We start from the raw sequence: 24,621 nt of genomic DNA on the forward strand, positions 1-24,621 counted from the left end.
CTGCCCGCGGCACCGAGGGAAGGTGCGATGAAGCCGACGGTCCAGCCTTCCCCGGCGCTGTCCCCGGCGCTGCTGCCCGAGGACGTCCTGCGCGCCCCGTCCGGGCGGCCGGCGGTGCTCGTCGTCCGCACCGCCCGCGGCTGGACGGTGCTCGGCGCCGACCCGGGCACCGGCTGGGTGGTCGCCGCCGGGGAGAACGTCGAGGGCGTCGAGGCGCTCAGCCTGGTCGAGGCGATGTCGCTGGCCGACCTGGTCGCCGCCGAGCTCGGCGCCACCCCGGAACCCGGCCGGGAGGCCCGCCGGGCCGCCCGCACGACCACCGCCGCCACGGACCCCGACGAGGACACCGCCCCCGTCGACCCGCGCGACGAGGAGATCGCCGGGCTGCGCCGCACCGTCGGCCAGCTCGAGCACGCCCTCGCCGCCCGGGTCTCGATCGAGCGGGCCATCGGCGTGCTGGCCGAACGGCACGGCACCACACCCCGCGAGGCCTTCGAGGAGCTCCGCCGCCAGGCCCGCTCGCAGGGCCGCCCGGCGCAGGAGCTCGCCGCCGAGGTGCTCGACGAGCTGCCCGCCCGCGCCGCCGTGCCCGGTCAGCGCAGCTCCTCCGGCGCCGGCGGCCCAGCGCCCACGGTGCTGCCGGCACCCGAGCCGCGCCCGTCCGGCAACGGGTCACCCCGGCGGGTGCAGCGCCAGCCGCGGCGCACCGGCGGCGGCGACACCGTGCCCGGGGCTCCGCGCTGAGCGCTCCGCTCCCGCTCTCCCCCACGGCGCTCGCCGACCGGCTCGCCGAGCTGCTCGCCGCCGTCCCGCCGGAGCCCGGCGCCGCCGCGCTGCGGGTGGCCGTCGACGGGCTCGACCTGCCCGGCGGGCCCGGGGTCACCGGTCCGCAGCCGCTCGCCGCCGCGCTGGCCGAACGGCTGCCCGGTCTGAGCCGGCCGGCGGCCGTCGTCCCCGCCGAGGGCTTCTACCGGCCGGCGTCACTACGGCTCGAGCACGGCCGCACCGACCCCGACGCCCGCTACACCGACTGGCTGGACGCCGCCGCGCTGGCCCGCGAGGTGCTCGACCGCTGCGGTCCGGGTGGGCCGGGCGAGTACCTGCCGGCGCTGTGGGACCTGGAACGCGACCGGGCTGCGCGGCTGGCGTACCGGCCGGCCCCCGCGGGGGGCGTCGTGCTGGTGCCCGGGTCGCTGCTGCAGGGGCTGGGGCTGGCGTTCGACCTCGTCGTCCACCTGCGGGTCGGCCCGGCGGCCCGGCGCCGGCGGATCCCGGCTGACCGCGCCTGGGAGCTACCGGCCTTCGACCGCTACGACGACGAGGTGGACCCGGCGTCGCTGGCCGACGCGGTCGTGCTCGCCGACCACGCCGACCGCCCCGCGCTGGTGCGCAGCGGACGCCTCAGCTGAACTCGCCCGCCACCCAGCGGTCGATGATGTGCCGGGCGATCGACACCGTGGGCGGCAGCGCCTGCGGGCCGGTGCCCGAGCGCAGCTCCTCCCGGGTGAACCACCGGGCCTCCTCGATCTCGTCGTGGTCGATCCGCAGCTCCTCGCCGGTGGCGCGGGCGACGAAGCCGAGCATCAGCGACTGCGGGAACGGCCACGGCTGGCTGGAGACGTACCGGACGTCGGTGACGTCGAGGCCGACCTCCTCGGCGACCTCGCGGGCCACCGCCGCCTCGGCGGACTCCCCCGGCTCGACGAAGCCGGCCAGGATGGAGAACCGCCCCGGCGGCCACACGGCCTGCCGGCCCAGCACGCAGCGGTCGCCCCCGTCGTGGACGAGCATGATCACCGCGGGGTCGGTGCGCGGGAAGACCTCGCGGCCGCTCACCGGGTCGCGCTGCACCCAACCGGCGCGCTCGATCGTGGTGGCCGCCCCGGTGATCGGGGAGAACCGGTTGCGCTCGTGCCACTCGACGATGCCGATCGCCTGGGACAGCAGCCCGGCGTCCAGGTCGCCGAGCTCGGCACCGACCTCGCGGAGGCCGGCCCAGGAGTCGACCGGCCGGCCGCCCACGTTCAGCGAGCGGGGCGCCCGCAGCGCGGCGTACGGCACGCCGTCGGCCTCGCCCAGGTAGATCGCGCCCTCCGGCCAGGACGCCTGCTCGTCGTAGACGAGCTCGGGGCCGGCCGCCCCCTCGTGCACGGGCACGGCCCGCTGCTCGTCGACGCGCAGCACCCGGACCGGCCGGCCCTGCGCCGGGTCGGGCAGCGCCCGGGCCAGGTGGCCCCGGTCGTGCGCGGTGCGGGAGAGCAGCGGGACGTCGGTGACCGCGCCGGCGAGCCGGTCCTCCGGCCACTCGCCGCGCGCGGGCGGCGGGTTGTCGGCCGGGGTGCTGCCACCAGGAGGGACGGTCACGACTCCTCGACGGCCGGGGCGGTGACCTCGACCGGGCCCAGGACGCGCAGCTGGTCGGCGGCCTCCTCGGCGTCACCGACGACGACCGCGGTCAACCCGGCCGGCGACAGCCACTGCCGGGACGCCTCGGTCACCTCGTCGATGCCGACGGTGGCCAGCGCCCGTTGGTGGTCGGCCAGCCACTCGGCGGAGAGGCCCGCGCCGAACAGCGCGGACAGCGTGCTGGCCAGGCCGGCGTGGGTCGCGGTCCCGAGGGCCAGGGTGCCCAGCAGGTATCGGCGGGCGGACTCCAGCTCGGCCTCGGTGACCGGGGTCAGCGCCATCCGGCCCAGCTCGTACCAGGTCTCCAGCAGCGCCGGCCCGGTGACCGCGGTCGCGACGTCGGCGTCGACGGTGAACGAGGACCCGGCCATGAGGTGCTCGACCCCGCTGCGCGGGCTGTAGGTGTAGCCCCGCCGCTCGCGGATGTTCTCCACCAGCCGGGAGGAGAAGTACCCGCCGAAGACCATGCTGGCCAGCCGGACGGCGGGCAGCTGCGGGTCGGTGCGGCCGGGCGCGGGCCCGCCGAGCCGGATGTTGGACTGGACCGCGCCGGGGCGGTGCACCAGCTGCAGCGGGGCCGGGGCGACGTCCGGGACGGGGGCCGCGGCGACGGCCTTGCCCTCCGCCACCCAGCCGGCCAGCGCGGTGCCGACGGCGTCGGCCGCGGCGGCCGGGTCGACCTCGCCGACCAGCACGAGCGTGCTGCCCGCGGGCAGCACCCGGTCGCGGTGCAGCTTGCGCAGCGCGGCCGGGGTCACCGAGCCGACCAGGTCGGCCGAGGGCAGCTGCTGGGCGTAGGGGTGCGCGCCGTAGCGCCGCGCGGCCAGGGCGCTGCGGGCGATCACACCGGGCTGCGACCGGGCGATGTGGATCCGCTCGACCACCCGGGAGCGCTCGGCGTCGACCGGACCGGCCGGGTAGGTCGCCGCGGTGAGCAGCTCGGCCAGCACCCCGAGCACCGGTGCCAGGCCGTCGGGCAGCATCGTGGTGGAGAAGAGCAGCCGGTCGGCGTCGGCCGAGACCGACAGCTCCCCGCCGTGCGCCTGCAGCAGCTGGGCGATCTCCAGCTGGTCGTGGCCGGCGGTGCCCAGCAGCACGGCGCCGGTGAGCACGCTGGTGCGCGCGGCGTGGGTGGCGGCCTGGCGGGCGGCGGAGGCGGCGAAGGGCACCCGCAGCCGCAGCTCGACCAGCGGCACACCCGGGCGGGGCACGACGACCAGCCGCAGCCCGCTGGGCAGCGTCGTCTCGTGCACCTCGGGGACCGGGGTGGGGCGGGGCTCGCCCAGCGGCGGGACCAGGGACAGGTCGAGGACGGGCGCACTCATCGGGACTGACCTCCGGTCGCGCGCAGTTCCAGGATCGCGGCGGTGTCGGGCGAGAGCCCGCGGGCCGCCGCCTGCACCTGCTCGGGGGTGACCGCGGCCAGCCGGGCGGCCAGCTCACCGGCGAGCTCGGCCCGCCCGTGGACGAGCTCGGCCGAGGCGAAGCCCAGCGTGCGGCCCAGCACCGAGTCGGCCTGCTGCAGCAGCTGGGCCTCGGTGCGCGCGGTCACCCGGGCCAGCTCGTCGGCGGGGACGCCGTCGGTGGCGACCTTGTCGATCTCCTCGTGCACGGCCTGCAGCACCCGGTCGACGGGGACGTCGGCGGGGTGGTGCACCTGGCTGACCAGCAGCGTCGCGTCCCGGACGTCGAACGGGTCGCCGAACAGGCCGAGGTAGCTGCTCTGCGCGACCGCCAGCCGGTCGGTGTGCAGCAGCCGGCGCTCCAGGCGGGAGGCGTCGCCCTCGCTGAGCAGCTCGGTGAGCAGCACCGTGCCCAGGTAGGTGTCCAGGTCGCCGACCGGGTCGGGCACCCGCCAGCCGATCGCCACCGCGGGCGCCGGGGCCAGGGCGTCCTCGACGACGCCGCGGCGCACCGTGGTCGGCGAGGGCTCCCCCACCACCGGGGCCGGCGGCGCGGGCCGGGCGGGCACCGGGTCGAACCAGCGGCGCACCAGCGCCTCGGTCTCGGTGACGTCCAGGTCGCCGCCGATGCAGAGCACCGCGTTGCTGGGCGCGTAGTACCGGGAGAAGAAGTCGGTGGCGTCGTCGACGGTGGAGGACTCCAGGTCGACGAAGGAGCCGTAGCCGTCGTGGGTGTTGGCGAAGCTCTCGAACGCGATCTCCGGCAGCTGCAGCCACGGGAAGGCGCCGTAGGGCCGGTTGAGCACGTTGACCCGGATCTCCTCCTTCACCACGTCGATCTGGTTGCGGAGGTTCTCCTCGGTGATCGCCGGGGCCGCCATCCGGTCGGCCTCGAGGAAGATCGCCCGCTCCAGCGCCTCGGAGGGCAGCGCCTGGAAGTAGTTCGTGTAGTCCTGGTGCGTCGACCCGTTGAAGGTGCCGCCGGCGGCCTGCACCAGGCGCGCGTGCTCCATCTTCGGGACGTTCGCCGACCCCTGGAACATCATGTGCTCGAAGAGGTGCGCGAACCCGGTGCGGCCCGGCGGCTCGGATCGCATACCGACGTCGTAGAAGACGCTCACGGCGACGACGGGGACACTCCGGTCCGGCGCGAGCACGACCCGCAGCCCGTTGTCGAGCGTGAACCGCTCCACCGGGTGCCGCAGGGTCAGGTCGGCCCCAGCTGCTGTCACGTTCCCGACCCTAACCGCGTCCGCCGGCACGCCGGTGGCCGGTTCCCCCACCCGGGTGGCGGGCGGCGGCTCAGAGCACGTCGACGTCGGCCAGGACCCGGTCGATGACCCCGTACAGCTCGGCGTGCGTGTTGGGGATCGAGAGGTAGAGCAGCGCGGGCGTCGCCCGGCCGACGTCGACCAGCAGCAGCGCCGCCCGCTCGCCCGAGGCGTCGTAGCCGGGCTCGTCCCAGCTGAGGTCGAACTCGTAGAGCCAGGCCGGGGCCCCGTCGACGGTCAACGCCTCGTCGCGGCGGACCTCCTGCTCGTTGGGTCCCGGGTAGTACAGCTGCCGCACGGAGCCGGCCACCGCGGTGACCGTCGCCTGCAGGCTCGAGGCGCCGGTGTAGCCGTACTCGTCGACCAGCGGACCGGACGTGCACTGGGCGATGAAGACGTCGAACCCGCCGGGCAGGTCCTCCTGGGTGACGAAGTACTGGCCCGCGGTCTCGGTGGTCTCGTCCTGGTAGGGCCGGTCCCACTCCAGCCAGCCGTCGCCGAGGAACGGGTAGGAGATGCCGGCGGCCTCGTCGAAGATCCGCACGGTGCCCGGCGGGAAGGTGTTGCCCGGCTGGCTCGTCGGGCCGGCCACCGGCGGTGGGTCACCGTCGGCGTCGGAGCCCCCGCCGTCCAGCAGCACCGCGACGAGCACCAGCAGCAGGACGACGCCCAGCGCGCCGAGCCCGAGCAGCAGCGGACGGCGGCGGGTGCGCAGCGGGGAGGCGGGTCCCTCGTCGTCCTCGTCGGTGCCCCAGGACTCCCAGCTCGACGCGGGCGGCTGCGCGGCCCGGTCGGCGGGCTCGAAGGCCCGGCCGACGTCGACGCCGGGACCGGCGGGGGTGGTGACGTCGGACCAGGTCACGCCGTTCCACCAGCGCACCGTGCCGGGGGCGCCGTCCGGGTCGGGGTACCAGCCGGGGGCGGGCGTCCGCTGTCCGCTGCCCAGGTCGCTCACCGGTCCAGCCTATTGCCGCTCAGTAGCCGCGGTCGGCGGTGGAGTCCCACCAGGAGCGCAGGTCCGAGAGCCCCCCGCCGCCACCGCCGCGCAGCTCGACCACCGACCGGGCGCCGATGTCGGGCCAGGTCCAGCTCAGCACCGAGTCGCCGTCGTCGTCGACCCAGCACGCCAGCCGGCCGACCTCCACCTCGTCGCCGTCGGTGTCGACGTCGGTCACCGACGTCCAGCCCTGCGTGTCCTCGCCCGACCCGCACTCGAAGACGTCGGCCAGCTCGTCGAGCTCCTGGGCGGCGACGTCCGCGGCGAAGGCATCGGCGGCGCCGTCCCCGGCCACCACCGAGTACGTGCCGCTGGTGGGGCCCTCGCCGTCCACGGTCGGGCCGCAGCTCAGCTCGCGCACGACGTCCCCACCGGGCTCGGCCGTCGTGCAGTCGGCGGCGTCGACGTTGCTGGGGACGGAGAAGGCGAGCAGCCGGCTCGCGGCGTCGACCGCCTGGTCGGCGGCGCGGTCGGCGCGGCGGTCGGTGAGCAGGAGCAGCACGCCGAGCGCGATGACCGCGAGCACCGGGACCGCGGCGACCGCGAGCAGCGAGCCGATGCCGAACCGGGCGGCCGGCTGCGGCTGGGCCGGCCGGCCGGCGGCGCCCGGGTCGGACCACGCGGGGGGCGGCACCGGGCCGTTGCCGGGCGCCGGGACGCCGCCCGGCGCAGCGGCGACCGACGCCGGGGCGCCGACGGCCGTGGGCGTGCTGGGCACCAGCGGCCGCGGGCGGGTCGCCGTCCGCCCGTCGCCGCCGGTCGGGGACACCGCGCCGAGCACGGTCGGGACGGCGTCGGGGTGCTCGGCCGGCCGCGGGACCTCGACCCCGTTGACGGCCAGCGCGGCGCGCGCGGCGGCGGCCATGCCCCCGGCCGAGGTCCAGCGCTGCTCGCGGTCCTTGGCCAGCCCGCGCAGCACGACGCCGTCCAGCAGCTCGGGCAGGCCCGGTCGCAGCGCGGACGGTGCGGTCGGCTGCTCGTAGAGGTGGGCGTGCATCAGCCCCGCCGGGTCGGCGGCGGCGAACGGGCGCTGCCCGGTGAGCAGCTCGAACAGCACGCAGGCCAGCGAGTAGACGTCGGCCCGGCCGTCCAGCACCGGCCCGCCGAAGCGCTCGGGGGCCATGTACTCAGTGCTGCCGACGGCGAAGCCGGTGCTGGTCAGCGCCGGCCCGTCGCCGGGGTCGGCGGTGCGGGCGATGCCGAAGTCGACGAGGTAGGCGAAGTCCTCCCCGACCGAGGAGTCGGCCAGGTCGACGCCGTCACCGCGGCCGACGAGGAGCACGTTGGACGGCTTGACGTCGCGGTGCACCAGGCCGTCGGCGTGCGCGGCGTCCAGCGCCCGGGCGACCTGCCCGACCAGGTCGACCGCGCGGGCGGGGTCGAGCGGGCCGGACCGCACCAGCAGCGACGCCAGGTCCTCGCCCTCGACCAGCCGCATGTCCAGGAACAGCCGGCCGTCGATCTCGCCGAACCGGTGGATCGGGATGACGTGCGGCTCGTTGAGGCGGGCGGCGATGCGCGCCTCGCGGCGGAACCGCTCGCGGTACCCCTCGTCCTGCGCCCACTGCGGGTGCAGCACCTTGAGCGCGACGTCGCGCTCGTGCTCGGCGTCGTGCGCGCGGAGCACCCGGCCCATGCCGCCGGTGCCCAGCACCCCGAGCACCCGGTAGCCGCCGAAGCTCTCCCCGGTCAGCTCGCCCTGGTCACCAGACACCGTCGACTCCTCCGGCCGGTCAGCGCGCCGGGGGGCGGACGCCCGCCAGCTCGCGCCACAGGTGCGCGGTCGCCTCCGCACCGCGGTGGAGCATCGGCAGCAGGACGCGCTCGTTCGGCGAGTGGATCCGGTCGGTGGGCAGCCCGGCACCGAGGAAGACCAGCGGCGCGCCGAGCTGCTCGGCGAGGTCGGCCTCGGGACCGCTGCCGCCCTCCTTCATGAACAGCACCTGGTCGGCCTGGGTGTCCCAGGCCTGGGCGATCGCGCTGAGCAGCGCGTCCATGTACGGGGAGTCCAGGTCGCTGGCGCAGGGGGCGACGCCGCCGGCGGGCACGTGGACGTCGGCCTCGATGCCCGCGGGCAGGTGGGCCTCGACCCAGGCCCGGACCATCGGCCCGATCTCCTCGGGGCGCTGGTCGGCGACCAGCCGGAAGGTGATCTTGGCGTGCGCCTCGGCCGGGATGATCGTCTTGTGCCCGGGGCCCTGGTAGCCGCCCCACATGCCGTTGACCTCGGCGGTGGGGCGGGCGCCGATCCGCTCCTGGGTGGAGAAGCCGGCCTCGCCGGTCGTGGTGCGGGAGGCGGCCGGGCCGGCCAGCCAGGCGGCCTCGTCGAAGGGCACCCGGCCCATCAGCTCGCGCTCGCGGTCCGACAGCGGGCGGACCGCGTCGTAGAAGCCGGGCAGCGTCACCTTGCCGTCCGCGTCGTGCAGGCTCGCCACCAGCTCGGCGAGGGCGTGCAGCGGGTTCGGGACGGCGCCGCCGAAGGAACCGGAGTGCAGGTCGACGGCCGGGCCGCGCAGCGTGATCTCGGCATCGGCCAGGCCGCGCATCGAGGTGACAGCGCTGGGCAGGTCGGGGGCGGCCATGCCGGTGTCGCTGACCACCACGACGTCGCAGCGCAGCCGGTCGGCGTGCGACCGCAGCAGGTCGGCGAAGAACGGCGAGCCGGACTCCTCCTCGCCCTCGATGATCATCTTGACCGTGACCGCGGGGGTGTCCCGGCCGGTGGCGGCCAGGTGCGCCCGCATGCCGAGCAGGTGGAAGGCGACGTTGCCCTTGTCGTCGATGGCGCCGCGGGCGTGCAGCTCGGGACCGTCGGGCGTCTCGACCCGGGTGGGCTCGAACGGCGGGTGCTCCCACAGCTCCAGCGGGTCGACCGGCTGGACGTCGTGGTGGCCGTAGACCAGCGCGACCGGCGCGTCCTGGTCGGCCGACGGCCACTCCGCGAAGACGGCCGGGGCACCCTCGGTCTCCCAGATCTCCACGGTCGGGAACCCGGTGCGGCGCAGCGCCTCGGCCAGCCACTCGGCGCTGGCGGCCACGTCGCCGGCGTGCGCCGGGTCCGCGGAGATCGACGGGATGCGCAACCAGGCGTCCAGGTCGGCGTGCAGGTCGTCGAGGTGGGCGGTGACGAAGTCGCGTTCGGCGCTGCTGCTCACGCACGGGACCGTAGCCGGTGGCGCCGACCCGCCCGGACCGCGGCGGGCTAGGTTCCCTGCATGGCCGTGGGGATGCTGCAGGTGGACGTCGGCGACCTGACCTTCGACGTGCGGACCGACGGCCCGGAGGACGGCCCGCCGGTGCTGCTGCTGCACGGGTTCCCGGAGACGTCGCTGAGCTGGTCGTCGGTGACGCCGCTGCTCGCCGGCGCCGGGCTGCGCACCTACGCGCCGGACCAGCTGGGCTACTCCCCCGGCGCGCGGCCCGACGAGGTGGACGCCTACGCGCTGACCAACCTCGTGCAGGTGACCGCGGACCTGATGACCGCGCTCGACGTCCCGGTCGCCGACGTCGTCGGGCACGACTGGGGCGCGAACGTCGCCTGGGGGCTGGCCGCCTGGCACCCGGACCGGGTGCGCACGCTCACCGCGGTGTCGGTGCCGCACCCGACGGCCTACACGCTGGCCTTCCGCGCCGACCCGGAGCAGAAGGAGCGGTCGGCCTACATCAAGCTGTTCTGGCAGGCCGGCAAGGCCGAGGAGGTGCTCCTCGAGGACGGCGCCCGGCGGCTGCGCCGGATGCTCGAGGCGCCCGGGGTGCCGGCCGAGGCGGTCGACGCCTACGTCGAGCAGCTCTCCGCACCGGGCGCGCTCACCGCGGCGCTGAACTGGTACCGGGCGATGAGCTCGAGCACGCCGGTCGACCCGGTGGGGGTGCCGACGACGTACGTGTGGAGCGACGAGGACGTCGCCGTGGGCCGGACCGCCGCCGAGGCGTGCGCGGACCAGGTGACCGGCGACTACCGGTTCGTCGAGCTGGCCGGCATCACGCACTGGGTGCCGGAGCAGGCGCCCGAGCAGCTGGCCCGGGCGGTGCTGGACCGGGTCGCCCGCGGCCCGGAGCTGCACCCGCGGGCCGGCCTGCACGCCCCGCCCAGCTGACGCCGGAGCCCGACCACCGCCGGCTAGCGGACGGGCTCGGTGAACAGGCCCGCGGTGGCGAGCCCGACCCGCCGACGGGCGGCCTGCTCGTCGTCGCCGAACCGGTCGACCCCCCACGACAGGGTGGTGACCAGCTCGAACACCTCCTCGGCCGTCACCGCCCCGCGGGCGTCGCCGGTCCGCTTCGCCTGGTCCAGCAGGACGCCGGTCCGGTCGAGCAGCGGTGAGCGGGTGGCGGTGAGCGGCGAGTCCGGGTCGACGCAGGCGGTGGAGAGGCAGTACGGCAGGTCGTGCCAGATCCGCATCTGCCAGGCCATCCGCACCAGCCACTCGGCCAGCGCCTCCCGGGGCGGGAGCGTGCGAGCCAGCTCCGCCGCCTCCTCCAGAGCCGCGGCGGTGTTGGTCTGCAGCACGGCCGCCAGCAGGTCGTCCCGGGTCGGGAAGTTGCGGTAGAGCGTGGCGTTGCCGACCCCGGCGCGCAGCGCGATGCCGTCGAGCGGGGCGAGCACGCCCTCGGCCTCGAACGTCTCCCGCGCCGCGTCGAGGATCGCGTCCCGGTTCCGCTGGGCGTCGGCGCGCAGCGGGCGCGACGTCCCACTATCGGCCCGAACGGGCACAGCGCCCTCCTCAACAAAGTGGGGAGGCTCCCCACTAAGCTCGTGGGGACAGTCCCCACTTGATCGAGGAGTCTAGATGGACCAGGCACTGAACGGTCGGACGGTGCTCGTCACCGGCGCCAACGGCGGGCTCGGGGAGCAGTTCGTGCACCAGGCGCTGGAGCGCGGTGCCCGCGCGGTGTTCGTGGCGGCGCGCACCCCGAGGGACTGGGACGACCCCCGGGTGCGCCCCCTGACCCTCGACATCACCGACCCCACGAGCGTCGCGGCGGCCGCCGCGACCGCGACCGACGTCGACCTGCTGGTCAACAACGCGGGGATCGCCCCCGCGGGCGACTCCATCTCCGGCCCGGAGGACGAGCTGCGCCGGGTGTTCGAGACGAACTTCTTCGGCACCCTGCGCGTCGCCACGGAATTCGCCCCGGTGCTGGCGGCCAACGGCGGCGGGACGCTGCTGAACGTGCTGTCCCTGGCCGCCTGGATCAACGTGCCGACCGGCTACGCGGCGTCGAAGGCGGCGATGTGGTCGGCGACCAACGCGCTGCGGGTCGAGCTCCGCGGGCAGGGCACCCATGTGGTCGGGCTGCTCGTCGGCATGGTCGACACCCCGATGTCCCAGCGGTGGACGGTGCCCAAGGTGAGCGCCGCCAGCGTCGTCAGCCAGGCCTACGACGGGGTCGCCGCGGGCTCGCTCGAGGTGCTCGCCGACGAGCCGACCCGGGACCTGAAGGCCCGGCTCAGCACCCCCGCCGAGGAGCTCTACCCGTGGCTGGACGAGGCGCTGGCGTCCTTCGTCGCCTGACCCCCGGCGGCGACCGGCGCTGGTGCCGCCGGAGCGCCGGCGTCAGGGCAGCGGGAGCTTCATCCCGACGTGGCTCGCGGTGAAGCCGAGGGACGCGTAGAAGCGACGGGCATCGGCCCGGGTGGCGTCGGTGGTCAGCTGCACCAGCACGCAGCCCCGTTCCCGCGCCTGGTCGACGGCCCACTCCAGCAGCCGGCGACCGAGCCCGCTCCCCCGCTGACCGGCGGCCACCCGGACGGCCTCGACCTGCGCCCGCTCACCGCCGCGGCGGACCAGGTGGGGCACGAAGGACAGCTGCAGCGTGCCGACGACCTCGCCCTCCACCTCGGCCACCACCAGTCGGTGCCGGGGGTCGTCGCGGATCGCGGCGAACGCCCGGAGGTACTCCGCCGGCAGCGGGTCCTCCACCTGCTCCCGGGTCGCCCCGAGTTCGTCGTCGGCGTACAGCGCGACCACGGCCGGCAGGTCGCGCTCCTCGGCGTCCCGGACGATCACCCCGCCGCCCCGGTGACCAGGGCCAGCAGACCGGCCTCGTCGAGCAGGTCGACCGGGCGCAGGGTGACGCCGGCCGCGACGTGGTGGAAGCCCGCGCTGACCCGCTCGACCGGCACCCCGGTCAGGCGCGACCAGCCGAGCCGGTAGGCGGCCAGCTGGACCGCCGCGGCGGTGAGCTCGGCGGGGGTCGGCACCGGCCCGGTCTTCCAGTCGATGACCTCGTAGCCGCCGTCGGGGGTGGCGTAGACGGCATCGATCCGACCGCGCAGGGTCAGCGGCCCGAGCGGGGTCTCGAACGGCGCCTCGACGTCGACCGGCTGGCGGTCGGCCCACTCACCGCGCAGGAACGCCTGCTGCAGCGAGGCCAGCGCCTCGTCCGGTGCCGCGGCGGCGTCACCGCTGCCGGGCAGCTCGTCGAGGTCGATGAGCCGGGAGGTGCCGAAGCGCTCCTCCAGCCAGGCGTGGAAGGCGGTGCCCCGCCGGGCCAGCGGCGCGGGTGCCGCGGGCATCGGCCGGCGCAGCCGGCGGGCCAGCTCGTCGGGGTCGCGGCGCAGCGCCACGAGGGCGGAGACCGACAGGTGCGCGGGCAGCGGCACCTCGACGACCCCGCGAGAGTGCTCGGCGCGCTCGCGCAGCAGCAGGTCGGCGTCGCGCAGCCAGTCGGCCACCAGCGGGTCGTCCTCGGCGCCGAGCGCCCGCTCGGTGAGCGGGTGCGGCTCGGAGGCGGCGACCAGCTCGGCGGCCGCGCTGAGCGCCCGCCGCCGGCCGGAGGAGAGCGGGTCGGCCGGCCAGATGCCCACCGGCCACTCGGCCAGCGCCGGGTTCTCCGCGTCCTCGTCGGGCGGGTCGGCCCAGGTGCCGACCACGCCGGCGCCGTCCTCGCAGGCCGCCTTCACAGCGAGCAGCAGCGACGACGGCCCGCACACCGTCTTGCCGTCGCGCCACCAGCTGCCCGAGCACAGCAGCACGTGCTTGGCCCGGGTCACCGCCACGTAGCCGAGCCGGATCTCCTCGGCCAGCCCGAAGTCCTTCCACTCCGCGACGTAGTCGTCGAGCGCGTCGCGGACGGCGGCCTGGTCGCCGGAGCCGGGCACCGGGAGGTGCAGGCGGGGCAGCTCGGCGCGGTCGGTGGCCCGCAGGTCGACCGGGACGGCGCCCGGGTCGCGGATCCAGGAGTCGGAGGCGTCGCCCTTGGCCGGGAACTGGCCGACGGTCATGCCCGGCACGGCGACGACGTCCCACTCCAGGCCCTTGGCCGAGTGGCCGGTGAGGAGCTGCACCGCCTCGGGGTTCACCGCGACCTCCCCGGGCTCCAGGCCGCGCTCGCGGACCTCGGCGTCGGCGAGGTAGCCGAGGAAGGCCGGCAGCGAGGGCAGCTCGGCCAGCTCGGAGAACTCGGCGGCGACCTCGTGCAGCGCGTCGAGGTGGGTGCGCGCGCCGCCCGGGGTGACGTCGGGGTGGCTGGCCAGCTCGGTCTCCAGGCCGAGGGTGCGCACGACCTCGTCGACGAGGTCGGGCAGCGGCTCGCCGAGCCGGGAGCGCAGCGCCGACAGCTCGTTGGCCAGCCGCCGCAGCCGGCGGTGGCCCTCCGCGGAGTAGGCCTCCGGGCGGCCGAGGTCGTCGAGCGCCTCGATGATGCTGCCCCGCTCGCGCGGCGGGGCCGGGCTCGCCGGGGCGCCGGGCTCGGGCGGGGTGGCGTCCTCGACCGGTGCCGCGGTGCCGCGCTCGCGGACCAGCGCCCGGGAGCGGGCCTCCAGCGTGGCGAGGTCGCGGGGCCCGATCCGCCACCGGGCCCCCGTCAGGAGCCGGCCCAGCGCGTCACCGGCGGTCGGGTCGACGAGCACCCGCAGCGTGGCGACGACGTCGGAGACCTCCGGCACGTCGAGCAGGCCGCCGAGGCCGACGACCTCCACCGGCAGGCCGCGGACCCGCAGCGCGGCGGCGATGCCCGGCAGCTGGGCCCGGCGCCGGGCGAGCACGGCGATGGTGGGGCGCCGCGGGGTGGTCCGGTCCCACTCGGCGGCCAGCCGGTCGGCCAGGGCGTTGGTCTCCTCGTCGACGGTCTCGTACAGCCCGACGTGGACCCCGCCCGCGCCGGCCACCCGCGAGGCGGTGAGGTCGGGCAGCGGCACGGCGGGCTCGGGCAGCATCGCCGACACCGCGTTGGCGATGGCGAGCACCGCCCGGTCGTTGCGCCAGCTGGTCGACAGGGTCAGCCGCTCGGCCGGGCGCTCGGGTGTGCCCGGAAAGGTGCGGGCGAAGCGCTCGATGGTGCCGGCGGAGGCGCCGCGCCAGCCGTAGATCGACTGCCGCGGGTCGCCGACGGCGAGCACCGGGTGCCCGCCCGGGCCGCCGAAGAGCGCCTCCAGCATGCGCAGCTGACCGACGCTGGTGTCCTGGTACTCGTCGAGCAGCACGACCCGCCAGCGGGCCCGCTCGCGCCGCCCCACCTCGGCCGAGGTGACCGCGACCCGGGCGGCGAAGGACACCTGGTCGGCGTAGTCGATGGCGCCGGCGGCGCGCTTGCGGGCCTCGAACGCCTCGACCATCGGCAGCAGCGCCACCCGGGCGCGCTGCCGGACCAGCACCTTGAGGACCTCGGCGTACGGGCCCTTCTTCTTGCCTGCGTCGGGGTAGCCGCGCAGCTGCGCCTCGAACCGGGCGGTCCAGGCGCGCAGCTGGGCGGGGGTGATGTCGTGCTCGCCGAGCTCGGCGGCCAGCTGCAGGACGTCCTCGGTGGTGGTGACCAGGCCGAGCGCGACGTCGCTCATGTCGCCGGTGTGTCCGGCGACGGCGGTGGCGGCCTGCCCCCAGCACATGGCCGGCCCCAGGACCCCGGAGCCGGGCTCGACGCCGATCCGGAGGCCGTGCTCGGCGACGATGCTGGCCGCGTACCCGTGGTACGTGGCGACGGTGGGTGCGGCGACGGCGAGCCGTTCCCGCAGCGCCGGGTCGGTGTCGGGGTGGGTGGCGAGCGCGCCGAGCCGGAGGCGGACCCGGGCGTTGAGCTCGCTGGCGGCCTTGCGGGTGAACGTGAGGCCGAGCACCGCCTCGGGGGCGACGAGCTGGTTGGCGACCAGCCAGGCGACCCGGGCGGCCATCGTCTCGGTCTTGCCCGACCCGGCGCCGGCCACGACGACGAGCGGCCGGTCGACGGGGGCCGAGACGACGCCCGCCTGCTCGTCGGACGGGGCGTGGCCGAGCCCGCAGCGGGCGGCGACCTCGGCCGGGGAGAGCAACCGGGGTGGTTCGGGCGCGACGACCGGCACCATGCCGGGCAGGTCGAAGGCGAGTTGCCCGTCGGCGGCCGCGGACCGGGGCGTCACCGGGTCACCTGCCGGCCAGACTCCTGCATCGGGCAGCTGCGGCGGAACGCGCACCGCTCGCAGTCGGTGTCGGTGCGGGCGAGGAACTCGGCGCCACCCATGCCCTCACCGACCTCGGCGATCAGCTCACCGGCCCAGCTCTGGCGCGGGTCGACGTCGGGCGGCAGCGGCGGCTGCGCGTGCTCCTTGGCTGCCTTCTGCGAGCCACCGACCTGCAGCAGCGCCGCGCCGCCGGTCGCCCGGCCGTGGTCGGCGAAGGCGCCCTCGGTGACGGCGAGCTGGTAGGCGGCGAGCTGGCCGTGCTCCTCGACGGTGCGCGGCGGGGTCTTGCCGGTCTTGAGGTCGACGACCACCAGCCGGCCCTGGCCGTCGCGCTCGAGCCGGTCGACCTGCCCGCGCAGCCGCGCCCGGCCCACGACGACGTCGAAGTCCTCCTCGGCGGCGACCAGCTCGCGGTCGGCGCGGGCGTGCCAGGCCAGGAACTTGGTCAGCATCTCCTGGGCCCGTTCCCGCTGCCGCTGGTCGAACCAGCCTGGGCCGAGGTCCAGGCCGTCGAGCTCGGCGTCGAGCACCGCCGGCGCGTCGGCCGGCGGCAGCCCCTCGGCGACCTGCTGGGCGACGTCGTGCACGGCCGAGCCCACCGTGCGGGTGGCCTCCGGCGCGGCCTCGGCGCCGACCGCCCCGAGCACCCAGCGCAGCGGGCAGCGCTGGAAGGTGTCGATGGCCGACGGGCGGACCGGCACGACCTCGGCCGGGTCGACCAGCGGCGCGTCGTCGGACAGGGGGGCCAGCCCCCACCAGCCGGCCGGGTCGGCGCCGGGCACCCGCTCGGCGGCCAGCCGGCGCAGCACCGCCGCGGCGCTGGACCGCCGGGCCGGCGGGGTGTGCGGGTCGGTGAGGTGCCGGCGCAGCTCGGCCACCAGCGCGGGCAGGGTGAGCTGGCGGGGCAGCGGGGTGTGCGGCCGGACGCCGTCACCCTCGGCGGGCGGCGGGGCGACCAGGTCCAGGAAGCGGGACGCGGTCGCGCCGGCGTCGCCGCCCTCCAGCGCGCCGTCGACGGCGGTGACCAGCAGCCGCCGCCGGGCCCGCGTGCAGGCGACGTAGAACAGCCGGCGCTCCTCGGCCAGCGCCAGGGTGCGCCGGTCGAGGGTGGCCGGGTCGGCGCCGCCGGCGGCGTCCACCAGGTCCTCGGCGCCGAGCAGGCTGGCCCGGCTGCGCAGGTCGGGCCACAGCCCCTCCTGCACCCCGGCGACGCAGACCAGGTCCCACTCCAGCCCCTTGGCGGCGTGCGCGGTGAGCAGCCGCACCGTCTCGCCGGCCGGCGCCCGCGCGGCACCGCTGTCGCCGGGCAGGCTCTGCGCGGCCAGGTGCTCGACGAAGGCCGCCACCCCGGCGTGCGGGAGGCGGTCGACGAAGCCGGCCGCGGCGTCGAACAGCGAGACGACGGCGTCGAGGTCGCGGTCGGCGACCGCCCCGGTGGGCCCGCCGGCGGCGCTGGCCCGAGCCCACCTGGCCGACAGGCCGCTGGCCTGCCACATCGCCCACAGCACGTCCTCGGCGCTGCCGTCGGAGGCCAGGGCCAGCCGACCGGCCGAGAGCACCCGGGCGACCCGCGCCGCGGGGCGGGCCAGGTGCTCGGGCAGCGCGTCGAGCAGCGTCGCGTCGGCGAGCACGGTCGCCAGCGGTGCCCCGCGGACGGCCGCGTCCTCCCCGCGCACCGCCATGGCCCGGCGGGCGGCCCGCCGCAGCCGGCGCAGGTCGAGCACGGTGGCGCCGCCGAGCGGGGAGGCCAGCAGCGCCTCGGCCGCCGTCTCGTCCAGCCCGGCCTCGGTCTCCGCGGCGGCCGGGTCGGGCAGCGCGGCGCCGGACTCGATCTCCGCCTGCTGCGCCGCCGTGCGCCGCGGCGGCAGCAGCGCACCCAGCGCCGCGAGCAGCGGCTGGACGGCCGGCTGCCCGGCGAGCGCGACGTCGTCGGCGGAGACCGCGACCGGCACCCCGGCCTGGGTCAGCGCGCGGCGGACCGGCGCCAGGCTGGCGCTCGCGGACCGGACCACGACCGCCATCTGCGACCACGGCACCCCGTCGAGGAGGTGCGCCCGGCGCATCGTGTCGGCGACGAAGGCCGCCTCCATCGACGGGGAGTCGAAGACGTGCACCTCGGCGCGGCCCGGGTCGGTGCCCTCGGCCGGGACCAGCCGGCGGTGCTCCCAGGGCCCGGGCAGCCCCTCGGCGACCCGGCGGCTGACCGCCAGCAGCTCGGCCCCCGAACGGCGGCAGACCCCGAGGGACAGCCGGTCGGCCGGCCGGCCGTCGCGGTGCCGGAAGCGGTCGGGGAACTCGACGATGCCGCGCGGCTCGGCACCGCGGAAGGCGTAGATGGCCTGGTCCGGGTCGCCGACGACGACCAGGTCGCCACCGCCGCCGGCGAGCAGCTCCACCAGCTCGACCTGGCCCGGGTCGGTGTCCTGGTACTCGTCGACGAACAGCCAGCCGGCGCGCTCGCGCTCGGCGCGCAGCAGCTCGGGGTCGGCGCGCAGCTCGTCGATCGCGGTGCGCACCAGCTCGGCCGGGTCGTAGCCGCTGGCCCCGCCGCGGGCGACCGTGGCGAAGTAGGAGACGTCCTGGTACTGCCGGAGGAAGTCGGCGGCGGCCACCCAGTGCGGCAGCCCCCGCTCCTGCCCCCAGGCCGCCAGCCGGCGGGCGTCGATGCCCCGCTCGGTGGCACGCAGCAGCAGGTCGCGCAGCTCGTCGCGGAACCCGGGCATGGCCAGCGCCTCGGCCAGCTCGTCCGGCCAGCGGACGACGCCCTCCTGGTCGGCGTCACCGCGCAGCAGCTCGGCGACGACGGCGTCCTGCTCGGCGGAGGTGAGCAGCCGCGGCGCGGGCTCGCCGCGGAGGACGGCCGCCCGGCGCAGCACACCGAAGGCGTAGGAGTGGAACGTGCGGGCCACCGGCTCGCGGATGGTGCGGCCGACCCGGGCGGTGATCCGGGTGCGCAGCTCCGCGGCGGCCTTGCGGCTGAAGGTGAGGACCAGTATCCGCTCGGGGTCGGCGCCGGCCTCGATCTGGGCGGCGACCGCCTCGACGATCGTGGTGGTCTTGCCGGTGCCGGGACCGGCGAGCACCAGCAGCGGGCCGGTGCGGTGGTCGACCACCGCCTGCTGGGTCGGGTCGAGCCGGGGCCGCACGAACGGCGTGACCTCGGGCTGCACGAGCCGGTAGACCGGCGCCTGCTGGGCCGTCGCCGCGACCGCTGTCTCCCCCCGCACCCCTCGATGAGACCACGGGGGTACGACAGTCCTGCGGCCCCGCTCCGGAGGAGGCCGGTCAGCCCCGCTCGTCGGGCCAGCCGACCGCGGCGAGGTCGACGCGGGAGCCGCGCAGCGGCACCCCCTCGCCGGCGAGCAGCTCCAGCTGCCGCACCCGGACCGCCTCGGCGGGGGTGCCGTCGGCCCGCAGCACGCGGTACCAGGGCACCGCGGCCCCACCGCCGCCGGACAGCGCACGGGCGACCCGCCGGGGACCCACCCCGACCAGCCGCCCGATCGCCCCGTAGGTGCTCACCCGGCCCGGCGGGATCGCCTCGACCGCGTCGAAGACGGCCTCGTCGACGTCCTCGGCGGTCCGGTCCCCCGGTCCGGGTGAGCGCCCCACGTGCCCTGCTCCGGGGCTCAGCCCTGGTACTCGCTGTTCGCCGAGGTCCACCACTCGTAGAGCGCGCTGACATCGGCCTGGGTGGTGCCCGGAGCGCGGATCAGCCCCTCGGTCAGGAAGTCGTCGTCGGTCCAGGCGATGACGACGTAGCCCTCGGCGAGGATCTGGCAGGCGACCTGCCCACCGGGGGTGCCGTCGGTGTAGGTCCACGGGCCGTAGCCCGTCGCCGTCGAGCAGTCGATCTCACCGGTCGAGGGGAACTCGGTCAGGCCCTCGGTGGTGACGTCGTTGAGGAAGACCTGGTCCAGCGTGGCGACGTCCGGGTAGAGGTAGAACATCGCCTCCGACGGGCCCGGCTGGGTCTGCGCCGGGCCGCAGCTGGCAGCTGCGAGGTCGCCGTCACCGGCGAGCTCCTTCGGCGCGCAGTCGACGAAGTCGGCCGGGAGCTGGGCGAGGAAGCCCGCGGCGTCGGCCTCGCCGGTGGGCGGCGCGGAGGAGAAGCCCCCGGACGAGGAGGAGCTGGAGGACGACGTCGTCGACTCGGTCGGGGACGACGACGTCGTGGTGGTCGTCCCGCCGTCGGCGGTGTTGCTCTCGTCGTCGTCGCCACCGAGGGAGACGGCGAGGACGACCGCGGCCACCACGATCAGCACCAGGGCCGCGACGGCCGTGATGATCAGGTTCTTCTTCTTGTTGCCGTTCCCGCCGCCCTGGGCGCTGGACCCGCCGGGGCCACCCCAGCCGGGACCCCCGGGGCCGCCCGGGCCACCGGGACCGCCGTAGGGCGGCTGACCGGGCACGCCGAAGCCGCCGACCTGGGTGGGCTGGTCGCCGTAGTTCGGGGGCGGCGGCGCCGGCCAGCCACCCTGCGGGGCCGGCGGGCCGTAGCCGGGAGCGGGCTGGGCCGGCTGACCCCAGCCGCCGCCCTGCCCGGGGGGCGGGCCGGGCTGGGGCTGGCCCCAGCCGGGCTGCGGGGACTGGCCGGGCTGCGGGGACTGGCCGGGCTGCGGGGACTGGCCGGGCTGCGGGGACTGGCCGGGCTGGGGCTGACCCCAGCCCTGGCCGGGCTGCTGGCCGGGCTGCTGACCGGGCTGCTGCGGCTGACCGGGCTGCTGCCCCCAGCCGCCGCCCTGGGACGGCCGGTCGCCCGACGGGGGCTGCCCGTCCGGCCCGTACGGGGGCTGCCCCTGGGGTGGCTGACTCATCGTGCGACCTCCGACTCTGCAGTGACGGCACGGAGCCTAGGGGTGGCGACCAGCAGCTGCCCCGCGTGTCGCTCCTCCGGGGTGTCCCGGAGGTCGCACCGCGGGGTCGGACGCGATCAGGCCCGGCGGCCGAAGCGGGCCAGCAGCCGGGTCTGCAGGTCCGCGCCCGGCGGGACCTCGACCGGTGCGGCGATGACCCCGGGCACCCCGTCGTCCCCGAGGTGCTCCTCGGCGTAGCGGAACGCGGCGGCCACCAGCTCGCCGTCCAGCTCGGTCACGCCGCCGACGGCGCGGGCCAGGTCCCAGGCGTGCACCGTCAGGTCCGCGGTCATCTCCACCAGGTAGTCGACCGCGGAGGTGGCGCCACCGGAGAGGTGGACGGTCCGGTCGAGGGCGCCCGGCGCCGCCCACGAGGTCAGCGCCTCGTCCGCGGCGGTCTCCCACGCGGTGAGCGGGTCGCCGCCGAGCAGCTCCTCGGTGCCGGTGGGGATGCGACCGGCGACCGCACCGGGCTCCTCGCCGTCCAGCAGCGGCGGCACCCACAGCTGCTCGCTGGTCAGGTGGGCCACCAGGTCGGCGACGCTCCACTCGGGCAGCGCCGGGGCGTCCCACTCACTGGGCCCGACGGCGTCCACCCGGTCGGTGAACTGCGCCTGCGCCCGCTGGAAGAGCATCAGGAGGTCGGTGGGCGACGGTGCGGGCATGGCCCCAGTAGAACAAGCCCGGGCCCCGGGACGCCGATCGGCGTCCCGGGGCCCGGGTGACGTGCTGGAACGGCCCCCTCGCAGGGTCCCGGCCCGAGCGGAGCGAGGGTCGGGGGCGAGGGGGTCCTTCGTCAGTAGGTGGGCAGCGCCTTGTCGATGCGGGTCGCCCAGGCGGTCACGCCACCCTGGACGTGCACCGCGTCGCGAAAGCCCGCGTTCTTCACCGCGGCGAGGGCCTCGGCGGAGCGGACGCCGGTCTTGCAGTGCAGGACGATCGGCTTGTCGTTCGGCAGCTGGGACAGCGCCCGGCCGGACAGGATCTCGTCCTTGGGGATCAGCTTGGCGCCCGGGATGGAGACGATCTCGTACTCGTTGGGCTCCCGGACGTCGATGAGCTCGAAGTCCTTGCCGGCGTCCATCATGTCCTTGAGCTCGTCGACGGTGATCGTCGAACCCGCGGCGGCCTGCTGGGCCTCGTCGCTGACGACGCCGCAGAACGCCTCGTAGTCGATGAGGCCGGTGATCGGCTCACCCTCGGGGTCCTTGCGCACCTTGATGGTGCGGAAGGTCATCTCCAGGGCGTCGTAGACCATCAGCCGGCCGAGCAGCGTCTCGCCGATGCCGGTGATGAGCTTGACCGCCTCGGTCGCCTGGATGGCGCCGATGGTCGCGCAGAGCACGCCCAGCACGCCGCCCTCGGCGCAGGAGGGGACCATGCCGGGCGGCGGCGGGACCGGGTAGAGGTCGCGGTAGTTGGGCCCGTGCTCGTTCCAGAAGACCGAGACCTGGCCGTCGAAGCGGTAGATGGAGCCCCACACGTACGGCTTGCCCAGCAGCACCGCGGCGTCGTTGACCAGGTAGCGGGTCGCGAAGTTGTCCGTGCCGTCGACGATGAGGTCGTAGTCGGCGAAGATCTCCAGGACGTTCTCGCTGTCCAGCCGGGTCTCGTGCAGCCGGACGTCGACGTAGGGGTTGATCTCCTTGATGGAGTCCCGGGCGCTCTCGGCCTTGGAGCGGCCCACGTCGGACTGGCCGTGGATGATCTGGCGCTGCAGGTTGGACTCGTCGACGGTGTCGAACTCGACGATGCCCAGCGTGCCCACACCGGCTGCGGCGAGGTACATCAGCACCGGGGAGCCGAGGCCACCGGCGCCGACGGCCAGCACCTTGGCGTTCTTGAGCCGCTTCTGCCCGTCCATCCCGACGTCGGGGATGATCAGGTGGCGGCTGTAGCGGCGGACCTCGTCGATCGACAGGTCGTCGGCGGGCTCCACCAGGGGTGGCAACGACACGGGTGCTCCTTCGCGGCTGCGGGATCAGGGCGCGACGGCTACGGAGCCGTCGTCCTGGACTGCGCAACAGCGTGGCACGCAGCCGTAATCCCACGACCCGCCCGCCGTCCCGCACAGCGGGAAACCGCTGCTAGGGGTAGGGCCAGGCGTTCTTGGCGCAGCCCTGCAGGCCGAGCGTCTGCTGCTGCATGACCGGCGCCAGCTCCCCGGGACCGGGGCAGTCCTGGTGGCCGTTGCCCAGCGCGTGGCCGACCTCGTGGTTGACCACGTAGAGCCGGTAGGTGGCGATGTCGCCGGCGTAGTCGGGGACGGCGGTCTCCCAGCGGGCGAGGTTGATGACCGCCCGCTCTCCGTACCGGCACGACGTGTAGCCGCCGGTGCCCACGCCGGGGCAGTAGGTCTCCATGTTGCCGGGGCTCACCAGGCTGACCCGGAAGTCGTAGTCGCCGGCGGCGGTCTCGGCGGCACCGACCCGCTGGAAGGACATCTGCCCGCCGGCCCCCCACGAGCGGGGATCGCCGAGCGTGCTCTCGACGGCGGCGGCGAACTGGGCGCCGTCGACGCCGATGCCGTCCTCCACCTCGACGACGAAGCGCTGGAGCGGGCCGCTGCCGTACACCGGTGAGCTGCCGTCGACCACGGTGAGGGTGCCGGCTCCCTGCTCGACGTAGCTGGTGACGGCGGGCGCCGTCGGCGTCTGCGCGGGCGCGCCCTCGCCCTGGGCCGGGGCGGTGGGCGACGGCTCGGCGGTGGCCAGGGGCGGGGCGGCGACGCTGCTGGACCCGGCCGCGGCGGCCGGCTCGCTGCCGGCCCGGCCGTCGGTGGCGGAGGTGGCGACGTCGACCAGGGTCACCAGGGTCACCACCGTCAGCAGCGGGATCGCGTAGGCCCGCCAGCCGTGCCGGCGGACGAAACGGCGCAGCCAGCTCCCCCGCGGCGCAGCGGAGTGGCGGGCGCGGACCACCGGGTCCCGGCGGGCGACCAGCGGGCCCGAGGACGTCCGCGGCCCCGGCACCTGCCGGGGTGCGACGCCGCCCGCGGCACGCCCGGCAGGCGGCCGGTCGGGCATCGCGGCGCGGTGCAGCCGCTCGTCACCGCGCTGCCCGGGGACACCCGGACGGCGCTGCCCGGGGGCCTCGGGACGCTGGCCCTCGCGCGCGGCGCGCGTCCCCGGACCGGTCACGCGCACGAGGCTCTCACGGGGAGGCCCGGAGGTGGCTGAGCCGCTCCGGGACGGGCCGGTGCCGGACCAGCCCGTCACGCCTGGGCTGCGGGTACCTCGGCGGGGGTCGCCGCGGCGTCCTCGGCGAGCGCCAGCACCGCGCGCGCGGTGGGCTCGGGGGCCTCGAGCATCGCCAGGTGCCCGATGCCCTCCTGCACCTGCAGCCGGGCATCGGGCAGGACGGCGGCCAGCCGCGGCGCCAGCGCCGGGTCGACCAGCTTGTCCCGGTCGCCCCAGACCACCAGCGACGGCACCTTGACCGACCGGGCCATCCGCCAGGCGTTGGCCCGGCCGACCCGGAGGTAGGAGGTCATCAGGCCGCGCAGGCTGCGGGTGAGCGCCTGCCCTGCCCACGGCTGCTCGTCGCGCCGCCGCATCTCGGCGACCGCCTCCTCGACGCGCTCCCGGGGCACCCGCTTCGGGTCGCCGAAGCACATCTGCAGCAGCCCGCGCACCCGCTGCTCGGGAGTGGCACCGGCCAGCCGGCGCTCGGCCAGCGCCGGGACCCCGGGGAGCAGGACGAGCGCGATCGCCCGGTCGAAGGCGGCCGGGACCCGGTAGACCGGCATCGCGGCCGAGATCAGCGTGAGGGTGGCGACCAGGTCGGGACGGCGGGCGGCGACCCACACGCTGACCAGGCCACCGAGGGAGTTGCCGACCAGGTGCACCGGCGCCCCCTGGCCCGGCCCGGGCTGGGCCACGACCCACTCCAGGACGTCGACGACGGCCTGCACGTGCCGGTGGATCGAGTAGCGCGGCGGCGGCGCGGACTCACCGAAACCGGGCAGGTCCAGGGCGTACCCGTCGAACCGGACGGCGAGCAGCGCGGCCAGGTCGGTCCAGTTGGTGGAGGCGCCGCCCAGGCCGTGCACGTAGAGCGCGCGCTCGTGCGGGGCCTCGGCCGACGGGGTGCTCCCGTCGTCCGCGGACGGCAGCGGGCCGCACCACGGGGTGTGCCGGACGAAGACCTCGCCGCCGGTCACCGGCACCATCTGGCCGGGCCACGGCGGGATGAGCGCTCCCGGCCGGGGCAGGGGTGCGTCGGACAGCCGGGCGTCGCTCACCTACCCGACGGTAGAACACCGCTCGCCGACGGCGGGGGCGACACGGTGCCGTCCGGAACCGTCGCG

At 76.5% G+C, this 24,621-nt stretch carries 20 protein-coding genes; 4 read left to right on the forward strand and 16 right to left on the reverse strand.

Annotation, left to right across the window (positions count from 1 at the left end):
• Positions 1 to 27 precede the first annotated feature (27 nt).
• Both FHX36_RS21975 and FHX36_RS21980 read left to right on the forward strand, forming a co-directional pair.
• Positions 28 to 744, forward strand: a complete 717-nt coding sequence (locus FHX36_RS21975) for an ANTAR domain-containing protein (protein ID WP_183514371.1) — start codon at positions 28 to 30, stop codon at positions 742 to 744.
• 95 nt (positions 745 to 839) lie between these two features.
• Positions 840 to 1,409, forward strand: coding sequence for a nucleoside/nucleotide kinase family protein (locus tag FHX36_RS21980; protein ID WP_343056701.1), 570 nt, complete (start codon positions 840 to 842; stop codon positions 1,407 to 1,409).
• Here the strand turns inward: FHX36_RS21980 and nudC are convergent.
• From nudC to FHX36_RS22010, 6 genes are all read right to left on the reverse strand, one after another.
• Positions 1,402 to 2,364 (reverse strand): NAD(+) diphosphatase, encoded by a 963-nt coding sequence (nudC, locus tag FHX36_RS21985; protein WP_110553659.1) that lies wholly within the window; start codon positions 2,362 to 2,364, stop codon positions 1,402 to 1,404. The genes FHX36_RS21980 and nudC overlap by 8 nt on opposite strands.
• Positions 2,361 to 3,731, reverse strand: a complete 1,371-nt coding sequence (locus tag FHX36_RS21990) for a M16 family metallopeptidase (RefSeq protein ID WP_110553660.1) — start codon at positions 3,729 to 3,731, stop codon at positions 2,361 to 2,363. Before FHX36_RS21990 ends, nudC begins: the two co-directional genes overlap by 4 nt.
• The gene (locus FHX36_RS21995; RefSeq protein ID WP_110553662.1) at positions 3,728 to 5,041 is read right to left on the reverse strand and encodes a M16 family metallopeptidase; all 1,314 of its coding nucleotides are present in this window, start codon (positions 5,039 to 5,041) and stop codon (positions 3,728 to 3,730) included. The genes FHX36_RS21990 and FHX36_RS21995 overlap by 4 nt, the downstream gene beginning before the upstream one ends.
• A gap of 70 nt (positions 5,042 to 5,111) precedes the next feature.
• Positions 5,112 to 6,035, reverse strand: coding sequence for a DUF2510 domain-containing protein (locus FHX36_RS22000; protein WP_258372978.1), 924 nt, complete (start codon positions 6,033 to 6,035; stop codon positions 5,112 to 5,114).
• A 19-nt stretch (positions 6,036 to 6,054) separates the two neighbouring features.
• Positions 6,055 to 7,791: a protein kinase domain-containing protein gene (locus FHX36_RS22005; RefSeq protein WP_221204035.1), complete on the reverse strand. Its 1,737-nt coding sequence runs from the start codon at positions 7,789 to 7,791 to the stop codon at positions 6,055 to 6,057.
• A 19-nt stretch (positions 7,792 to 7,810) separates the two neighbouring features.
• The gene (locus FHX36_RS22010) at positions 7,811 to 9,232 is read right to left on the reverse strand and encodes a dipeptidase (protein ID WP_110553742.1); all 1,422 of its coding nucleotides are present in this window, start codon (positions 9,230 to 9,232) and stop codon (positions 7,811 to 7,813) included.
• Between the two features lie 60 nt (positions 9,233 to 9,292).
• On the opposite strand from FHX36_RS22010, the gene FHX36_RS22015 reads away from it, so the two are divergent.
• The gene (locus FHX36_RS22015; RefSeq protein ID WP_110553740.1) at positions 9,293 to 10,174 is read left to right on the forward strand and encodes an alpha/beta fold hydrolase; all 882 of its coding nucleotides are present in this window, start codon (positions 9,293 to 9,295) and stop codon (positions 10,172 to 10,174) included.
• 23 nt (positions 10,175 to 10,197) lie between these two features.
• On the opposite strand, the gene FHX36_RS22020 is transcribed toward FHX36_RS22015, so the two are convergent.
• Positions 10,198 to 10,791 (reverse strand): TetR/AcrR family transcriptional regulator, encoded by a 594-nt coding sequence (locus FHX36_RS22020; protein WP_110553738.1) that lies wholly within the window; start codon positions 10,789 to 10,791, stop codon positions 10,198 to 10,200.
• A 76-nt stretch (positions 10,792 to 10,867) separates the two neighbouring features.
• Here FHX36_RS22020 and FHX36_RS22025 point away from each other — a divergent pair, with 76 nt between their 5' ends.
• Positions 10,868 to 11,593 carry an SDR family oxidoreductase gene (locus FHX36_RS22025; protein ID WP_110553737.1) on the forward strand — a complete coding sequence of 242 codons (726 nt, stop codon included), beginning with the start codon at positions 10,868 to 10,870 and terminating at the stop codon, positions 11,591 to 11,593.
• 42 nt (positions 11,594 to 11,635) lie between these two features.
• Here the strand turns inward: FHX36_RS22025 and FHX36_RS22030 are convergent, their stop codons facing one another.
• The 9 genes from FHX36_RS22030 to FHX36_RS22070 form a co-directional block, all read right to left on the reverse strand.
• On the reverse strand, positions 11,636 to 12,088 hold the full coding sequence (locus FHX36_RS22030; RefSeq protein WP_110553735.1) for a GNAT family N-acetyltransferase: 453 nt from the start codon (positions 12,086 to 12,088) through the stop codon (positions 11,636 to 11,638).
• Entirely contained in the window at positions 12,085 to 15,414 is a 3,330-nt protein-coding gene (locus FHX36_RS22035; protein ID WP_343056703.1) for an ATP-dependent helicase, read from the reverse strand. The genes FHX36_RS22030 and FHX36_RS22035 overlap by 4 nt, the downstream gene beginning before the upstream one ends.
• Entirely contained in the window at positions 15,411 to 18,683 is a 3,273-nt protein-coding gene (locus FHX36_RS24095; protein WP_343056704.1) for an ATP-dependent helicase, read from the reverse strand. Before FHX36_RS24095 ends, FHX36_RS22035 begins: the two co-directional genes overlap by 4 nt.
• A 58-nt stretch (positions 18,684 to 18,741) precedes the next feature.
• Positions 18,742 to 19,068 (reverse strand): MGMT family protein, encoded by a 327-nt coding sequence (locus tag FHX36_RS22045; protein WP_110554329.1) that lies wholly within the window; start codon positions 19,066 to 19,068, stop codon positions 18,742 to 18,744.
• Between the two features lie 17 nt (positions 19,069 to 19,085).
• Positions 19,086 to 20,273, reverse strand: coding sequence for a hypothetical protein (locus tag FHX36_RS22050; RefSeq protein ID WP_183514373.1), 1,188 nt, complete (start codon positions 20,271 to 20,273; stop codon positions 19,086 to 19,088).
• A gap of 116 nt (positions 20,274 to 20,389) precedes the next feature.
• Complete coding sequence (locus FHX36_RS22055; protein WP_110554238.1) at positions 20,390 to 20,977, reverse strand: TIGR03086 family metal-binding protein; 588 nt, start codon at positions 20,975 to 20,977, stop codon at positions 20,390 to 20,392.
• Between the two features lie 131 nt (positions 20,978 to 21,108).
• A complete protein-coding gene (gene moeZ / locus FHX36_RS22060) occupies positions 21,109 to 22,269 on the reverse strand; it encodes an adenylyltransferase/sulfurtransferase MoeZ (protein WP_110554239.1) in 1,161 nt (386 codons plus the stop codon).
• 130 nt (positions 22,270 to 22,399) lie between these two features.
• Positions 22,400 to 23,452: a DUF3152 domain-containing protein gene (locus tag FHX36_RS22065; RefSeq protein ID WP_343056705.1), complete on the reverse strand. Its 1,053-nt coding sequence runs from the start codon at positions 23,450 to 23,452 to the stop codon at positions 22,400 to 22,402.
• 74 nt (positions 23,453 to 23,526) lie between these two features.
• A complete protein-coding gene (locus FHX36_RS22070) occupies positions 23,527 to 24,555 on the reverse strand; it encodes an alpha/beta fold hydrolase (RefSeq protein ID WP_183514375.1) in 1,029 nt (342 codons plus the stop codon).
• Positions 24,556 to 24,621 lie beyond the last annotated feature (66 nt).

Source organism: Modestobacter versicolor (genome assembly GCF_014195485.1).
Lineage (GTDB): Bacteria > Actinomycetota > Actinomycetes > Mycobacteriales > Geodermatophilaceae > Modestobacter > Modestobacter versicolor.

What these genes read in the sequence shown, in the direction of transcription:
- FHX36_RS21975 (WP_183514371.1), top strand. Translation starts at nt 28, where the DNA reads ATGAAGCCGACGGTCCAGCCTTCCCCGGCGCTGTCCCCGGCGCTGCTG.
- FHX36_RS21990 (WP_110553660.1), bottom strand. Translation starts at nt 3,731, where the DNA reads ATGAGTGCGCCCGTCCTCGACCTGTCCCTGGTCCCGCCGCTGGGCGAG.
- FHX36_RS22015 (WP_110553740.1), top strand. Translation starts at nt 9,293, where the DNA reads ATGGCCGTGGGGATGCTGCAGGTGGACGTCGGCGACCTGACCTTCGAC.
- FHX36_RS22025 (WP_110553737.1), top strand. Translation starts at nt 10,868, where the DNA reads ATGGACCAGGCACTGAACGGTCGGACGGTGCTCGTCACCGGCGCCAAC.
- FHX36_RS22050 (WP_183514373.1), bottom strand. Translation starts at nt 20,273, where the DNA reads ATGAGTCAGCCACCCCAGGGGCAGCCCCCGTACGGGCCGGACGGGCAG.
- FHX36_RS22055 (WP_110554238.1), bottom strand. Translation starts at nt 20,977, where the DNA reads ATGCCCGCACCGTCGCCCACCGACCTCCTGATGCTCTTCCAGCGGGCG.